Source organism: Erythrobacter sp. MTPC3 (genome assembly GCF_042854385.1).
GTDB lineage: Bacteria > Pseudomonadota > Alphaproteobacteria > Sphingomonadales > Sphingomonadaceae > Erythrobacter.
On record NZ_BTGP01000010.1, the window covers coordinates 114,929 to 129,137 of the forward strand.

General features: G+C 59.0%; 16 protein-coding genes. 7 read left to right on the plus strand and 9 right to left on the minus strand.

Annotation, left to right across the window (positions count from 1 at the left end; translation table 11 throughout):
• Positions 1 to 6: 6 nt before the first annotated feature.
• Genes ACGHU1_RS13910 through ACGHU1_RS13920 form a run of 3 tightly spaced genes read left to right on the plus strand, consistent with a single transcriptional unit; the run spans position 7 to position 1,794 of the window.
• The gene (locus tag ACGHU1_RS13910) at positions 7 to 648 is read left to right on the plus strand and encodes an ATPase (protein ID WP_390587906.1); all 642 of its coding nucleotides are present in this window, start codon (positions 7 to 9) and stop codon (positions 646 to 648) included.
• A 43-nt stretch (positions 649 to 691) separates the two neighbouring features.
• Positions 692 to 1,426: a serine O-acetyltransferase EpsC gene (gene epsC / locus ACGHU1_RS13915; protein WP_390587907.1), complete on the plus strand. Its 735-nt coding sequence runs from the start codon at positions 692 to 694 to the stop codon at positions 1,424 to 1,426.
• A complete protein-coding gene (locus ACGHU1_RS13920) occupies positions 1,426 to 1,794 on the plus strand; it encodes a DUF2794 domain-containing protein (protein WP_390587908.1) in 369 nt (122 codons plus the stop codon). The genes epsC and ACGHU1_RS13920 overlap by 1 nt, the downstream gene beginning before the upstream one ends.
• Positions 1,795 to 1,827: 33 nt before the next feature.
• Here ACGHU1_RS13920 and ACGHU1_RS13925 read toward each other — a convergent pair whose 3' ends face one another.
• From ACGHU1_RS13925 to ACGHU1_RS13935, 3 genes are all read right to left on the minus strand, one after another.
• On the minus strand, positions 1,828 to 3,000 hold the full coding sequence (locus ACGHU1_RS13925) for a hypothetical protein (RefSeq protein WP_390587909.1): 1,173 nt from the start codon (positions 2,998 to 3,000) through the stop codon (positions 1,828 to 1,830).
• 91 nt (positions 3,001 to 3,091) lie between these two features.
• Positions 3,092 to 4,021, minus strand: a complete 930-nt coding sequence (locus tag ACGHU1_RS13930) for an SDR family NAD(P)-dependent oxidoreductase (protein WP_390587910.1) — start codon at positions 4,019 to 4,021, stop codon at positions 3,092 to 3,094.
• Positions 4,022 to 4,157: 136 nt separating this feature from the next.
• Entirely contained in the window at positions 4,158 to 4,841 is a 684-nt protein-coding gene (locus ACGHU1_RS13935; RefSeq protein ID WP_390587911.1) for an HAD-IA family hydrolase, read from the minus strand.
• 140 nt (positions 4,842 to 4,981) lie between these two features.
• On the opposite strand from ACGHU1_RS13935, the gene glmU reads away from it, so the two are divergent.
• The 4 genes from glmU to ACGHU1_RS13955 all read left to right on the plus strand — a co-directional run bounded on the left by glmU (position 4,982) and on the right by ACGHU1_RS13955 (position 7,686).
• Positions 4,982 to 6,337 (plus strand): bifunctional UDP-N-acetylglucosamine diphosphorylase/glucosamine-1-phosphate N-acetyltransferase GlmU, encoded by a 1,356-nt coding sequence (glmU, locus tag ACGHU1_RS13940; protein WP_390587912.1) that lies wholly within the window; start codon positions 4,982 to 4,984, stop codon positions 6,335 to 6,337.
• The gene (locus tag ACGHU1_RS13945) at positions 6,334 to 6,699 is read left to right on the plus strand and encodes a VOC family protein (protein WP_390587913.1); all 366 of its coding nucleotides are present in this window, start codon (positions 6,334 to 6,336) and stop codon (positions 6,697 to 6,699) included. The genes glmU and ACGHU1_RS13945 overlap by 4 nt, the downstream gene beginning before the upstream one ends.
• Entirely contained in the window at positions 6,696 to 6,968 is a 273-nt protein-coding gene (locus ACGHU1_RS13950) for an HNH endonuclease (protein WP_390587914.1), read from the plus strand. The genes ACGHU1_RS13945 and ACGHU1_RS13950 overlap by 4 nt, the downstream gene beginning before the upstream one ends.
• 70 nt (positions 6,969 to 7,038) lie before the next feature.
• Positions 7,039 to 7,686, plus strand: coding sequence for an SOUL family heme-binding protein (locus tag ACGHU1_RS13955; RefSeq protein WP_390587915.1), 648 nt, complete (start codon positions 7,039 to 7,041; stop codon positions 7,684 to 7,686).
• 45 nt (positions 7,687 to 7,731) lie between these two features.
• Here the strand turns inward: ACGHU1_RS13955 and ACGHU1_RS13960 are convergent, their stop codons facing one another.
• The 6 genes from ACGHU1_RS13960 to ACGHU1_RS13985 all read right to left on the minus strand — a co-directional run bounded on the left by ACGHU1_RS13960 (position 7,732) and on the right by ACGHU1_RS13985 (position 14,200).
• On the minus strand, positions 7,732 to 7,971 hold the full coding sequence (locus tag ACGHU1_RS13960) for a DUF1153 domain-containing protein (RefSeq protein WP_390587916.1): 240 nt from the start codon (positions 7,969 to 7,971) through the stop codon (positions 7,732 to 7,734).
• Between the two features lie 262 nt (positions 7,972 to 8,233).
• Positions 8,234 to 10,381, minus strand: a complete 2,148-nt coding sequence (locus ACGHU1_RS13965; RefSeq protein WP_390587917.1) for a prolyl oligopeptidase family protein — start codon at positions 10,379 to 10,381, stop codon at positions 8,234 to 8,236.
• A gap of 87 nt (positions 10,382 to 10,468) precedes the next feature.
• Positions 10,469 to 11,464: a phosphatase PAP2 family protein gene (locus ACGHU1_RS13970; RefSeq protein ID WP_390587918.1), complete on the minus strand. Its 996-nt coding sequence runs from the start codon at positions 11,462 to 11,464 to the stop codon at positions 10,469 to 10,471.
• A gap of 124 nt (positions 11,465 to 11,588) precedes the next feature.
• Positions 11,589 to 11,846: an ATP synthase F1 subunit epsilon gene (locus ACGHU1_RS13975; protein WP_390587920.1), complete on the minus strand. Its 258-nt coding sequence runs from the start codon at positions 11,844 to 11,846 to the stop codon at positions 11,589 to 11,591.
• Positions 11,847 to 11,851: 5 nt separating this feature from the next.
• Entirely contained in the window at positions 11,852 to 13,309 is a 1,458-nt protein-coding gene (gene atpD, locus ACGHU1_RS13980; protein WP_390587921.1) for a F0F1 ATP synthase subunit beta, read from the minus strand.
• A gap of 21 nt (positions 13,310 to 13,330) precedes the next feature.
• A complete protein-coding gene (locus ACGHU1_RS13985; protein WP_390587922.1) occupies positions 13,331 to 14,200 on the minus strand; it encodes a F0F1 ATP synthase subunit gamma in 870 nt (289 codons plus the stop codon).
• Positions 14,201 to 14,209: the final 9 nt, after the last annotated feature.

Here is a 14,209-nt window from a genome sequence, read left to right on the forward strand (position 1 = left end):
TGCGCGATGGCAAAAACGGCTTCTCCAACCCGGCAGATCGCCCTCCCTCTCGTCACCCGCGCAGCAGGAGAGGCGCAGCGCATCGTGGTGGGCAATGCCAACGCGCATGTTATCGACGCGCTTCGCGACCCGGCTGGCTGGCCGTTCAACAGCGCGGTCCTGACCGGGCCTGCGCGCTCGGGAAAAACCTTGATCGGGCGCTGGGCCGCAGCGCAGGGCATCGACGTGATCGACGGAGCAGACCGGCAGGATGAAACCCGCCTGTTTCACCGCTGGAACGCCTCGCAACAGGGCGGATCAAAGGCGGGTGAGCCGCTGCTGATGATTGCAGATGAACAGCCTTGGGAAATCGCTCTGCCCGACCTTGCCTCGCGCCTAGGCGGTTCGCTCCAGCTGGAGATTGGAGAGCCGGACGATGAGATGGCTGCCCAGTTGATCGAGGGATTTGCTGAACAGCGCGCATTGTCGCTGGCCGATGGTGCTGCCGAATATTTGGTGCCCCGCACAGAGCGCAGCTTTGCCGACCTGGAGGCGCTGGTGGCGATGATCGACCGTATCAGCCTTGAACGTCAGTCGGCGGCCACCATGTCTGTGTGGAGAGCAGCGTTGGAAGCGTTGCAAGGGCCCGAACAACAAAAACTGTTGTAGCCCGTGTTTGCAAATCCGCCCGATTGGTGGGAGTAAAAGCGCAATGTTCGACACGCTCAAAAGTTATCTGGACTCAATCCGTGCCCGTGATCCGGCGCCGCGCTCGCGCTTGGAAATCCTTTTATATCCCGGCGTTTGGGCCTTGGGCTTCCACCGGATTGCGCATTGGCTGTTCGATGCGAAGCTGTATTTTCTGGCGCGGATGATCAATCATATTTCGCGCGTGTTGACCGCCATCGATATTCATCCGGGCGCGACAATCGGGCGCAATTTCTTCATCGATCACGGCTTTACGGTGATTGGCGAAACCGCCGAGATTGGCAATAATGTAACGATCTATCAGTGTGTGACGCTGGGCGGGACCAACCCAACCAATGGCAAGGGCGGCAAACGTCACCCGACTTTGGAAGACAACGTCATCATCGGTTCCGGCGCGCAGATTATTGGCCCCATCGTCGTAGGCGAAAGGGGCCGGGTCGGAGCCAATGCCGTGGTCATGGAGGATGTGCCAGCGGGGGCCACGATGGTCGGTTTCAAGGCGCGCTCCACACTTGTCCCGGCGGAGGAGTGGATCAAGGAATTCATCCCATACGGAACGATGCCCGATTGCGAGGATGCAGAGGGGAACCGCATCGATTGCATCGAGGTGTTGCAAGACGAGCTCGCATCGCTGAAAGCCGAAATCGCCGAGATCAAGGCGGGCGGCGCGCATGGCACCCAATTGCCAGAGCAGACATCCCTTGATCTTGATCCCAAACGCAGCGGAACCAGCGACTGATGGCGTCAGGACCGCAGGGTAATTCTTCGTCAGGTCAGGTTGTTGCTTTTCCGGGCCGCGCAGGCGGGCAGGTGGGTTTTGAGCGCCTCGAATTGCAGCGCATCATGGATTTGTATGGCCGCATGGTCGCAGCCGGGCAGTGGCGCGATTATGCGATGGATTTCGATCGGAACGCCGCCAGCTTCGCCGCCTTTCGCAGGGCGACAGAACGTCCGCAGGCGCGCATTGAAAAGCGCCCGTCGCTCAGGAACAAACAGGGCATGTACACGCTGTTTGGCGAACATGGTCAGGTGCTTAAACGCGGTCACGATCTTGCCGGCGTCCTCGCGCCGATGGAGCGGCGCCTGATGAAATCGGTCGACGATTAAGCGATCTGCACGTGTCTTACATAAGGCGCGGGATCAGGTCGCAGGCGTAGCCGCCGACAGTTCATGGGTTACCGGTAACAGATCGCGAATGTCGCCGGGCAGTGCCGCAACCACGCTTTTGCGGATCGGTTGCCAGAACGCTGACAGGCTGAGCAGAGCCGAACCGATGACAAACGCGGTCAGCGCGAAATTCAGCTCCACCGCTCCAAATTCGCGGAACAGGAATGTGAGCGCAAACAGCACATAGGCGAGGGCCGAAACCAGCAAGGCGCGGCGATCAATTGCCAGCGCGAGCAGGCCGAAACCGACATACACCGCGAGCACGCCAAACGCTGCGCCGACGCCGATATTGTCGCCGTCCGTCACTCCGATAAGGGCAAAAATCGGATGCGCGATCATCGGGGCGGCTAGAAGGTGCAGCCAGAATGCGACATCGCTGCGCCGCGTCGTGCGTTCGCGGTCGGTAATGTCCCAGCGCATGGCAAAGGCAAAGACTGCAAGCCCGGCGGCAAAGACCAGCCCGAGTAAAAAGTCCGTGTTCAAATTGTCGGGTCCGACACCGGCGGCTATCAATCCTATCGTTGACGCCGCAACCGCCGCGGTGCCAGCTGCGATTGTGATCGGAACGGCAAAGCGGCGCCAGTGCAGGTAAGCCCCTCCGGCCGTGATCAGCGCTGCGGACGAAATAGCGATGGCACCGATACGGTCACCGCCACTCTCAACAAAAAAGATGCCCATGCCGAGCATGGTTGCGAAAGTGCCTCCGACAAAGGCGAGCAGCAGCAGGATTGAGGGAAGCGACATTCGGCGGCGCCGGGTGAAGAATTCGGACAGCGGCCATGCGGTCGCGGCAACCAGCAGTCCGGCAAACGAAATTTGCAGGGCATCGTGGAGGTTTTCAGCCTGCTGCCACGCTTCCACTTGCGCAGGCGTTGTGCCGGGAGCGGCTCGAACCAGCTGCCAGGCATCACTCACCGGAGCGAGAACGCTGGCAATGGCTTGTCCAATCGCGCCGGTAGCCAGAAGCAGGATAACAATCCCGATCGCGACGAAAATGTCGTTGAAGCTGTTTACGAGGCGAAAGTTCTCTTCCGAGGAACGCGGCAATTCGCGCACTTGCGTCATGTGCGCGCGAAAACTTTGCGCAGCCTCCGGCGTGATTGCGCCGGCTTCGACGGCTGAATTAAGATCGTCTTCGCTATACATCGGGCCTAGCCTCCCATCGCTTAGACGAGAGAAACTAGGCCCGGTGTATTACTGTGTCAATACGCTTGGACGCGTATCGGATGTGGGTCGATCAGCCGCGCGCGCTGTCAGGACCGGTGCCGGTCACTTTCTGCATCGCTTTCAGGATCGCGCCCGATTGCTCGCTGCCCGACTGCGGAGCGACGAGGTTGGTGAACGAGCTGATGTCGTCCCAACGATCAGCGAAACCTTCGACCGTGCGCTCGCCATCTTTCAGCCACACCGCATCGTTCATCACCACCCACGAGGAGTGGAAACCGCCAGCGCCAGCGCCGACGATTGCGTTGGTCGGCGAATCTTCGCTCACCAGGAAAAGCGCGGCTGGAACAACGTTTTCAGGTGCGAACAGCTTGAATGCTTCTTCTGGGAAGAGGTCTTCGGTCATGCGTGTACCAGCGACCGGGGAAAGCGAGTTGCAACGGATGTTGTACTTCGCGCCTTCAAGCTGGAGCGTCTTGGTAAGACCGGCGAGACCCAGCTTGGCCGCGCCGTAATTGGCCTGACCAAAGTTGCCGAACAGACCGGTTGAGGATGCGGTCATCAGCACGCGGCCATAGGACTGTTCGCGGAAGGTTTCCCAGCATGCCTTGGTCACGAAAGCCGACCCAGTGAGGTGAACTTTCAGAACGAATTCGAAATCATCCGGGGTCATCTTGGCGAAAGTCTTGTCGCGCAGGACGCCGGCATTGTTGATGAGGACGTGGACGCCGCCCCATTTTTGCTTGGCATCGGCGACCATCTTTTCCATCTGGTCGTATTCCGTGACGCTGCCGCCATTGGCCATCGCTTCACCGCCAGCGGCTTCGATCTCAGCAACCACTTCGGCAGCGGCATCGGATGTGCCGGTGCCATCGCGCGATCCGCCAAGGTCGTTGACGACAACTTTTGCGCCGCGCTTTGCCAGTTCCAGAGCGTAAGCCTTGCCCAGACCTCCGCCTGCGCCGGTGACGATCGCTACCTTGTCTTTGAAATCGATGCTCATGGGGGTCTTCTCCTGCTTCTTGTGTATCCCGCTTTACGCGGACGTAAACTTATCTGCGCGCTCGGTGACAGTTTTTACCGTATGTTGCAACAGGCCGAACGCCGCTTACCCCGCGCCGTAACGGCACATCGTGATGCTACAGCGTCTCTAGCGCCGGAATCAGGTCCGCCAGCGAATCAATCACCGCGTCTGCGCCAAGGTCATGCGGAGGTTTGTCGCAATAGCCATAGGCGGCAGCGATGACCGGTATACCGGCCGCCTTGGCCGCATTCACATCATAGGTGGAATCGCCGATAAACGCCATTGTCCCGCCGCCGCAGCGCCTCTGCGCCTCGATCAGGGGGTCAGGGTGAGGCTTCGACAGATAGCGTCCGTCCAGCCCTTTTCCCATGGAATTGCCGCCGATGACCGTTTCAAACGGCGCGATAAAATCGAGCTGTGTCAGGATCGAGCGGGCGAAGTCTTCAAATTTGTTGGTGACCACCGCCACTGTGACCCCGCGTGCCGCCAGATCGGCCACGACTTCGCGCGCATGGGGGTAGGGGGCGGAATGCACTGCGTTGTGATCAGCGTAATAGGCCAGCATCTGTTTGTAGAGCGCGCGGAAATCATCTTCGGGCATTCCGCCCTGCGCATCGACGGCGCGTTGCAGCATGATCTTTGCCCCGCCACCGATCAGATCCTTGCTGCTGTCGATTGGAACCAGATCGAACCCTCCAATTTCAAGCGCATGATTTACAGCAGTGCCGAGATCGCGAAACGTATCAAGCAGCGTTCCATCGAGATCAAAGCCTACCACTGCAAAGGGGAAATCCGCCATCAAGCCTCCTGATTGTGTGCCACTTTGATCGCCGCGTGAAGGAACCGCCTTCAATCTGCAAGGATTTGATGGCAAGCGCGCCGTGCAATATATTCCTTTTCCAACAGGGCCAGCCAATCCGCCCGCCGATGGGACAACCGATGACCGATTTTGCTGCCATTATCCTTGCCGCTGGCAAGGGCACCCGGATGAAGAGCAATCTGCACAAGGTGCTCCATCCCATCGCGGGCAAACCGATGCTGATGCACATTCTCGACAGCTTTGCCGAATTGCAGCCGCAGCGCACCGTTGTCGTGGTGGGTGACCGGCGCGAGCAGGTGGACGAAGCCCTGTCTGGCCGCGATGTCACCACTGCATTGCAAGACCCGCAGCATGGCACGGCCCACGCAGCCTTGCAGGCGCGCGAGGCCTTGTCGGGCTTCAACGGCAACATCTTGGTGACATTCGGCGACGTACCGATGGTCAGCGCGGCAACGGTCGAACGGCTGATCACCTCGCTGGATAAAGGCGCGAAGGTCGCGGTGCTCGGCTTTCGCCCGGCCGATCCGCTCGCCTATGGCCGCGTAATTGCAGATAGCGACGGCACGGTTCGCAAAATGGTGGAATTCAAAGACGCGAGCGAGGAAGAGCGCGCTTGCGACCTGTGCAATTCCGGCCTGATCGTGGCGCACTCCGATGATATGTGGACGCTGCTGGACGGGGTTGGGAATGATAACGCGCAGAGCGAATATTACCTTCCTGACGTCGCGACCGGCGCAATCGCGCGCGGAGACAGGGTGGAAGTCGTCGAATGCGATGAAAACGAGGTTGCGGGCATCAATTCGCGCGCCGAATTGGCCGCTGTAGAGGCGCAGTGGCAGGCTTTTAAACGCGAGGAGGCAATGGCAGGCGGCGCGACGCTTAAAGCGCCGGACACCGTATTCTTCAGCTGGGATACCCGGATTGGCAAGGATGTCATAGTCGAGCCGAATGTTGTATTCGGACCCGGCGTCACCGTTGCAGACGGCGTTCACGTGAAATCGTTCTCCCACATCGAAGGGGCAACGCTGGCCCGCGGTGTTCAGGTCGGCCCATTTGCGCGCCTGCGCCAAGGCGCGGTGCTGGAAGAAGACAGCTTTGTCGGCAATTTCGTCGAGATGAAAAAGGCCACGCTAGGCAAGGGCGCAAAGGCGAGCCACCTGTCCTACATTGGCGATGCGACGGTCGGCGCGAACGCGAATATCGGCGCAGGCACGATCACCTGCAATTACGATGGCTATTTCAAATATCACACGACCATCGGAGAGCGCGCCTTCATCGGATCGAACAGCGCATTGGTTGCCCCGGTCACGATCGGACCTGATTCGATTGTCGCCGCAGGATCGACTGTCAGCCGCGATGTCGGTGCTGGCGAGCTGCGCATGGTCCGCGCCGACCAGCTGGTAAAACAGGGCTGGGCTGACCGGTTTCACGATACGATGAAAAAGAAAAAGGCAGCGGCGAAGGACAAAAAATGACCCCGATCCTGTTTACCGCCAGTGCCAAACATGAGGAAGCCCGCGCTTTCTATGGAGAGGTCATGGGATTTGTGCTGACAGACGACAATCCGTTCTCGTTCGAGTTTGATGCGGCGGGAACCATGCTTTGGGTTCAAAAGGTGGAAGAATTTGCCGCGCATCCCTTCACGCAGATCGGCTGGGGGGTGAACGACATCGTAGGCGAACGTGATCGTCTGGTAGAGCACGGTGCAGAATTTCTTCGGTTTGAGTTCATGGAACAAGACGAACGCGACATCTGGACGGCGCCAGATGGAGCGAAGATTTGCTGGTTCCGTGATCCGGATGGAAACACGCTTTCGCTTACGCAACGGGCAGAATGAGCGACGAGCACCTTTTCTGCTGGCTATGCGGACGCCCTTTCGAGACGCTTGTCCAATGGCATCACCCGGTCCCGAAATCGAAAAAAGGCCGATCCACAGTCCCGGTCCATCCGATTTGCCACAAAACGATCCACGCAAACTTCACCAATGCAGAGCTTGCGCGGATTGGCGATGACTCGGGCTCAATGCTGAGGGATGAGGCGGTGGCAAAGTTCGTGCGCTGGGTCGCCTCCAAACCGCCCGATTTCCACGCGCCCACCCGCCGCTGAGCCTCGCGCCTCCGGGAACCTTTGCGCTGCAAAAAGGCTGGTGAAGCATAGCATCATCAGGAGATTACGAATGGGTATCGGTAAATATGTCGCCGCAGGCGCAGGTATTGCAGTTGTCGGCGCGGTCGCGGCCTATGCGCAATACCGCGATACAGAGGTGCCCGCGTACGAAATGATAAAGCAGGAAGCCGAGTTTGAAGTTCGCCAATACGCCCCGATGATCGTTGCCGAGGTCACACATACCGGCACACGCCGTCAGGCCAGCAGCGCGAGTTTCCGACGGCTTGCCGCCTATATCTTCGGACAGGACAGACCGCAGGGCGGCGAAGAAATCGCCATGACAGCGCCGGTTTTGACCGAGAAGGTCGATCAGAATGAGCAAATCGCGATGACCGCCCCGGTTCTGCAGGAAAGGACTGGCGGTGATACGTGGCGGATGCGGTTTGTGATGCCATCGAAATACACGATGGACACGCTTCCCGCAGCGCCATCGGACATCACTTTGACCGAAATGCCTGCACGCCGGATGGCGGCGGTCCGGTTCAGCGGATATGCGCGCAGCGACGCTTTGGCGCGGATGGAGGCCAAACTGATGGCCTGGATTGAAGAACAGGGACTGACTCCTGTCGGCTCTGTTGAATACGCATCCTATGATGCGCCAATGGTGCCCGGGCCGATGCGCCGGAACGAGGTGCTGGTGGAAGTGGCGGCCGAGTAACAGGGACCCCTACGGGGCGTCCCGGCCGCCATATCCAGCGATCAATTACGCGTTTTCAAGCTCACGCGCTGTGCCGGGCTGCACGCCGCTTTCGCGTTCCCATTGTTCAAACTCACTGCGGCTCAGCAGATAGCGTTCGCGCGCCTCGTGAAAGCTGATCACGCGGTCGTGAACGGCCTGAACAACATCGGCCTTTTTAGACTTTGACCAATACACACGGTGCGATTTGGGCAGACCATACTGCTTGATGGCATCGGCGATGGAAAGATGACGGGGGTATGCCATGCTTCGTACTCCTTGGGTTTAACCCAGTGCCTGCGGGGTGAGTGGGGGGTGCGACACTGAGCTGTTGGAGTGACGTTTGACTTTTGCACTTAACGCGAACCTACCAAGCATGGTTAATATCGCGTTGATGCCACCCTTTGTGTCTGGCCTGCGATGAAGTGAAGCAAAACTGTCGGATGATTTTACAGTCCATTGATTTGCCGCATAAAAAAGGGCGGCCCGCCAAAGCGAGCCGCCCCTACAATTTGGCATCAAAACGGCTTTAACCGCCGCTGTTTTCGTCCATCAACTGCTGCATCAGGTAAACATATTGAAGCGCCTGCAGCTTTGCACGCTGTTCGTTATCGACGCCGCCGGAATGTCCGCCGGTCATGTCTTCAAAGTAATAATAGGGCTGACCCAGCTCTTTCAGTTTCGCGGCGCCTTTGCGCGCGTGGGCAGGATGCGTGCGGTCATCAGCGGTCGATGCCCACAGGAACGGTGTGGGGTAATCCTCGCCCTCGACGATCTTCTGATAGGGCGAATATCCTTCAATCCACTCACGCTGCTCTGCAATGCGCGGATCGCCGTATTCGCCGATCCACGACGCCCCGCGCCCAATCAGGTGATAGCGCAGCATGTCAAATAGCGGGATTGCCACGATTGCCGCGTTGAAGAGGTCCGGGCGCTGCGTGAACGCCGTGCCGACCAGCAGGCCGCCCTGCGATCCGCCTTGAATGCCCAGATGCTCAGGTGAGGTGAAGCCTTTGTCCACCAGATCCTGACCCACGGCGATAAAATCGTCCCACGTGCGCTGTTTATTCTCGCGGATCGCGGTCTGATGCCAGCCGGGGCCAAATTCGCCCCCGCCGCGCAGATTGGCGAGGACATAGGCGCCGCCTTTCTCCAACCACAGCTTGCCCGTCGAACCCATATAGCCGGGAAGGCGGGGTATCTGGAAACCGCCATAGCCGCTCATCAGTGTGGCGGTGCTGCCGTCCATTTCCATGCCTTCGGGCTTGACGATAAAATACGGGATTTTTGTCCCGTCAGCGCTGGTCGCCTCGTGCTGCTCTACTTCCATACCGGCTTTGTCAAAGCGGCTGGGCGAGGTCTTCAGCACGGTCGGCGCGGCGGTGCCGTCGGTATAATACAGCGTCGTCGGGTTGAGGAAATCAGTGACCGTGAACATGATCTGGTCGGTTTCGCTGGAGCTTGCAGCGATGCCGACAGTGGCGTTGTCGGGCAGATCCACCTGTTCGCTCACCCATTCGCCGTTCACAAAGTTGAACTGCAACACCTTGCCCACGACATTGTCGAGCATCCCGACGAACAATGCGTTCCCGGTGATCGCTCCGCCGCGCTTCGTCTGGCGTTCTGCTGGCGCCCAGACGAGCGTCTTGGCCGCGCCATTGGGGTCGGCTTTCCATTCTTCCAGATTGACCGCAATCAGGCTGTCCGCCGGAAACGTCTGGCCGTCCACTTCCCAATCGACATCGGTGGAATAAAGCAGATGCCCGTCCACGATGCCGTAGGGTGAGGCTTTCTTCGGAATATCGAGCTTTACCCAGTCATCGTCGATCGAGACGAAATATTCGCTTTCATGGAAGCTGACGCCGCGAAAAGCGGTCATCGCGTGGATCGTGCCCGTGTTGTCGCGCAGCAGGCTCGCTCCGGCCCACACATCGCTGCTTTCGCCGCGGAAGACCTCCGGCGCATCGGCGAGCTCGGTGCCCCGTTTCCAGATACGGCTGGTAAAGGGGTATTCGCTGTCGGTCAGCGTGCCTTCGCCAAAGTTGCGGCCTACCAGCAGGGTGTCTTTGTCAATCCAGTTGACGCCGCCCTGGCTCTTGTCCTCGATGGCAAAGCCGCCCTCGACAAAGCTTTTGGTCGATGTGTCGAATTCGCGCATGATGGTGGCATCCTCGCCGCCGTCGGACAGCGCGATCATGCACATGTTGAGCGCAGGGGGGAGGCAGGTCGAGCCCTTGTAGACCCATTCCTTGCCCTCTGCCGCTGCCAGCGCGTCGACATCCAGCACGGTTTCCCATTCGGGTGTCTCGGTCTGATAGCTTTCCAGCGTGGTCCGGCGCAGCAGACCTTTCGGATTGTCCTTGTCCTGCCAGAAATTGTAGAGGCCATCAGGGCGGAAGCTGACATACGGCACGCGGTCTTCGCTGTCATAGATCGCCAGCGCCTCCGCCTTGAGCTGTTCAAAGCGCGGATCAGCTTCGAGCACGCCCAGCGTGCGCTCATTTTCGTTCTCGACCCATTCGAGCGCTTTTTCACTGCGCGCTTCCTCAAGCCAGATATACGGGTCCTGTTCAGGGCCGGGCACGCCGGTTTCATCCATGTGATCGTCGGCGGCTGCGCCGGTGGCTGCGGTGATCGTCATGGCAGCTGCCAGTGCGAGTGTGGAAACAAGTTTCAAACGTCCTCTCCTGCGGGGAATTTGTGCAGGAGATAGTGGCTTGGCAGGGACCGCTTGTGAAGGCCAAAATGTGCCGCTGGACAAGTTTCAGCCAGGTTCTGCCGACGGTTCCGCCGGCTTGCCAATCGCGAATTCACGGCCATCCAGCCAATTTACGTATTTTCCTGCGAGCCACCAGACCGCAACGACCAGGGGGGCGGACAGCATACCGTCCGTTGCATAATGCCAGCCAAGGTGGATGGAGCCGATGTAGATGACCACTGCATAGGTCCACCCGACGGCTGTCAGAATCTTCGATCCCTGCTGCTGAAGCCAAAGCGCAGCGGCAACCGAAATCGCGACATGGATCGAAGGCATGGCCGAAATCCCGCTGATCAGATTCGGGTTATCCATCGTGGCGATCAGCGCATCTTTCACCATAATCACAGACGGGGCGCTGTCCGAAAGGACGTCCAGCATCGGATCGAAACTGCGGTCGCCATAGAAATCGCCCACCATCACCGGCCCGACAGAGGACAGCGCCATCGCCAGCCCGCCGCCAAGGATCAGCCAGACGAATTGAAGCACCATGGCAAAACGGATTTTCTGCGCCTCGTCAAAAGCGAAAGCGACCCAGATGGCGAGGCCGATATGAACGACGTGCCACGCATTATACAGCCACACGATGGGCTGCGTGGCCCAGCCGAACAGGGCATGTGTGATGCGCCACGGATCGGTGCCGAAGAAAAGGGCGCGGTCCAGATCGACCAGAAACGGATCGAGATAGAACGGGACCACGAACGGGATGGATTTCTTGAGCCCGCTGAACACCTCAAGCGACATCGAAAGCGAGAAATACAGCGCCGCTGCCCATGCGACCTTGGGCCAATGGCGTCGCAATTCCTCTCTTAGCTGTTGAAAGGGGTTGAGGTCCCTTGCCAGGATTGGCCTCAGGAGGAAAAAGATCACCAATATCGGAATGAAGGTCACTGCGAGTTTCAGGAATGCATCGCCGCGATTGTTGTCCGGTACCGGCGCGAGCAAAGCGATCAGCGCGATCGCGACGACGGTCATATAGCCTACACTGATGCCGCGAATAATCATGACGAGTGCCTAACAGCTCCGGTAACTGGCAGAGCGGGCGGACGATTATTCCGCCCGTTTCTGCCAAAAAAAGGGCGACCCGCGGGCCGCCCAATTCAAATCGCATTGTTTGGTAAATATCTGTTTAACTCTCGACGTGCTCGGCAAGCACGGTCAGCCCGTTTTCGCCGACTTCGGCAAACCCGCCGCGCACTTCGATTGTTTCGGGCGCTGCGCCTTCGGTCTTGTAAACCTGCACCGCTCCGTCGCGGATTGTGCTCATGAAGGGCGCATGGCCCTCCAGAACGCCGAATTCACCCTCGCTGCCGGGCACGACGACCATATGGACGTCTTCGCTGCGGACCTGCTTGGCCGGGGTTACGAGTTCAAAGTGAAGGGGCATCTGACTTAAGCGTCCTCAGCCATTTGGGCGGCTTTTTTCTGCACGTCCTCGATGCCGCCGACCATATAGAACGCCTGTTCTGGCAGGTGATCATATTCACCTTCGACAACGGCCTTGAACGATTTCACGGTGTCTTCGAGCTGGACGAATACGCCGCTAATGCCGGTGAAGACCTCTGCCACGTGGAACGGCTGCGAGAGGAACTTCTGGATCTTGCGCGCGCGGGCAACGGTAAGCTTATCTTCTTCCGAAAGCTCGTCCATGCCGAGAATGGCGATGATGTCCTGCAGCGACTTGTATTTCTGCAAAGTCTCCTGGACCTTACGAGCTGTCTCATAGTGCTCTTGACCAACAACGCGCGGTTCGAGAACGCGGCTGGTGGAATCGAGCGGGTCAACCGCCGGGTAGATGCCCAGCTCGGAAATCGCGCGGTTCAGCGTGGTCGTTGCGTCAAGGTGAGCAAACGAGGTTGCCGGTGCAGGGTCGGTAAGGTCATCGGCAGGCACGTAGATGGCCTGAACCGAGGTGATCGAACCCTTGTTGGTCGAGGTGATGCGTTCCTGCAGGTTACCCATGTCGGTCGACAGGGTCGGCTGATAGCCCACTGCCGATGGAATACGGCCCAGCAGCGCGGACACTTCCGAACCGGCCTGCGTGAAGCGGAAGATGTTGTCGACGAAAAACAGAACGTCCTGACCTTCCTCATCGCGGAAATATTCCGCCATGGTCAGACCAGAGAGAGCAACACGCGCGCGCGCACCGGGAGGCTCGTTCATCTGACCGAAGACGAGGGCCACTTTCGAACCTTCGCTGGTGGCGACACCGTTGTCATCTTTCTGGATAACGCCCGCATCGAGGAATTCGTGGTAGAGATCGTTACCTTCGCGGGTACGCTCACCCACACCGGCGAACACGGACACGCCGCCGTGGCCTTTTGCGATGTTGTTGATGAGTTCCTGAATAAGAACGGTTTTACCAACGCCAGCGCCGCCGAACAGGCCGATCTTTCCGCCCTTTGCGTAAGGCGCGAGCAAGTCGATCACCTTGATGCCGGTGACGAGGATCGCGGCATCGGTCGACTGGTCGACAAATGCCGGTGCCTCGGCGTGGATTGGCATGGTTTTATCCGCGCCAACGGGGCCGAGTTCGTCGATCGACTGACCGATGACGTTCATGATGCGGCCCAGTGTTTTCGGGCCGACCGGCACAGAAATCTGCGCACCGGTCGAAATCACTTCGCTGCCGCGGACGAGGCCCTCGGTCGCGTCCATCGCGATGGTGCGGACGGTATTTTCGCCAAGGTGCTGGGCAACTTCGAGAACAAGCGTCTTGCCGTCGTTCTTGGTTTCGAGCGCGGAGAGGATCGCCGGCAGTTCGCCTTCGAACTGCACGTCGACGACAGCGCCGATGACCTGGGCGATAACGCCGTTGGTGGTCTGGTTGAGGACTGGTGCGGTGGCCATGTTGTGTTCCTTAGCCTTAAATTAGAGCGCTTCTGCGCCAGCAATAATTTCGATGAGTTCGGTGGTGATCGCTGCCTGACGGCGGCGATTGTATTCGATGTTGAGGTCTTTGATGAGCTCGCCAGCATTGCGCGTCGCGTTGTCCATCGCGGTCATCGAAGCGCCTTGCTCCGACGCCTCGCGTTCGAGGAGCGATCCGAACAACTGCGTTTTCACGTAGCGCGGCAGCAGCTCTTCGAGGATTTCCTCTTCGCCCGGTTCATATTCGACCACGGCATCGCTGTCGTCAATCGCTTCGGGTGAGGGAACAGGGATCAACTGATTGACAGTCGGTTCCTGCACCAGCGCCGATTTGAACGTCGGGTAAATCAGATGCGCGACATCGAATTTGCCGTTTTCGAACATATCGATCAGCTCGGCTGCGATTGCATCCGCCTCTTCGAAACCCGGTGTCTTTACCGTGCTGGTGTCGAAGTGCTTGCCGATCTTGCTTTCAAAGTCGCGCTTCAATGGTGCGCGGCCTTTTTTGCCGACGAGGTAGAATTCGATCTCCTTGCCATCGGCCAGCAATTCCCTCGCCTTGAGCTTGGCAGCTTTGACGATGTTCGAATTGAGACCGCCGCACAGCCCTTTGTCCGTGTTGACCACGACCAACAGGTTGCGTTTGTCAGACCCTGTTCCGGCCAGCAGTTTGGGTGCGCTGTCGCCCGAAACCTTGCCGGCCAGGCTGGCCATGACCGCGCTGAGACGTTCGGCATAGGGCCGACCCGCTTCGGCAGCGGCCTGCGCCCGGCGAAGCTTCGCCGCAGCGACCATCTGTTTGGCCTTGGTGATCTTCTGGGTGGATTTAACCGACCCGATCCGATCCTTGAGTTCCTTTAGCGAAGCCACTGAGGCGCT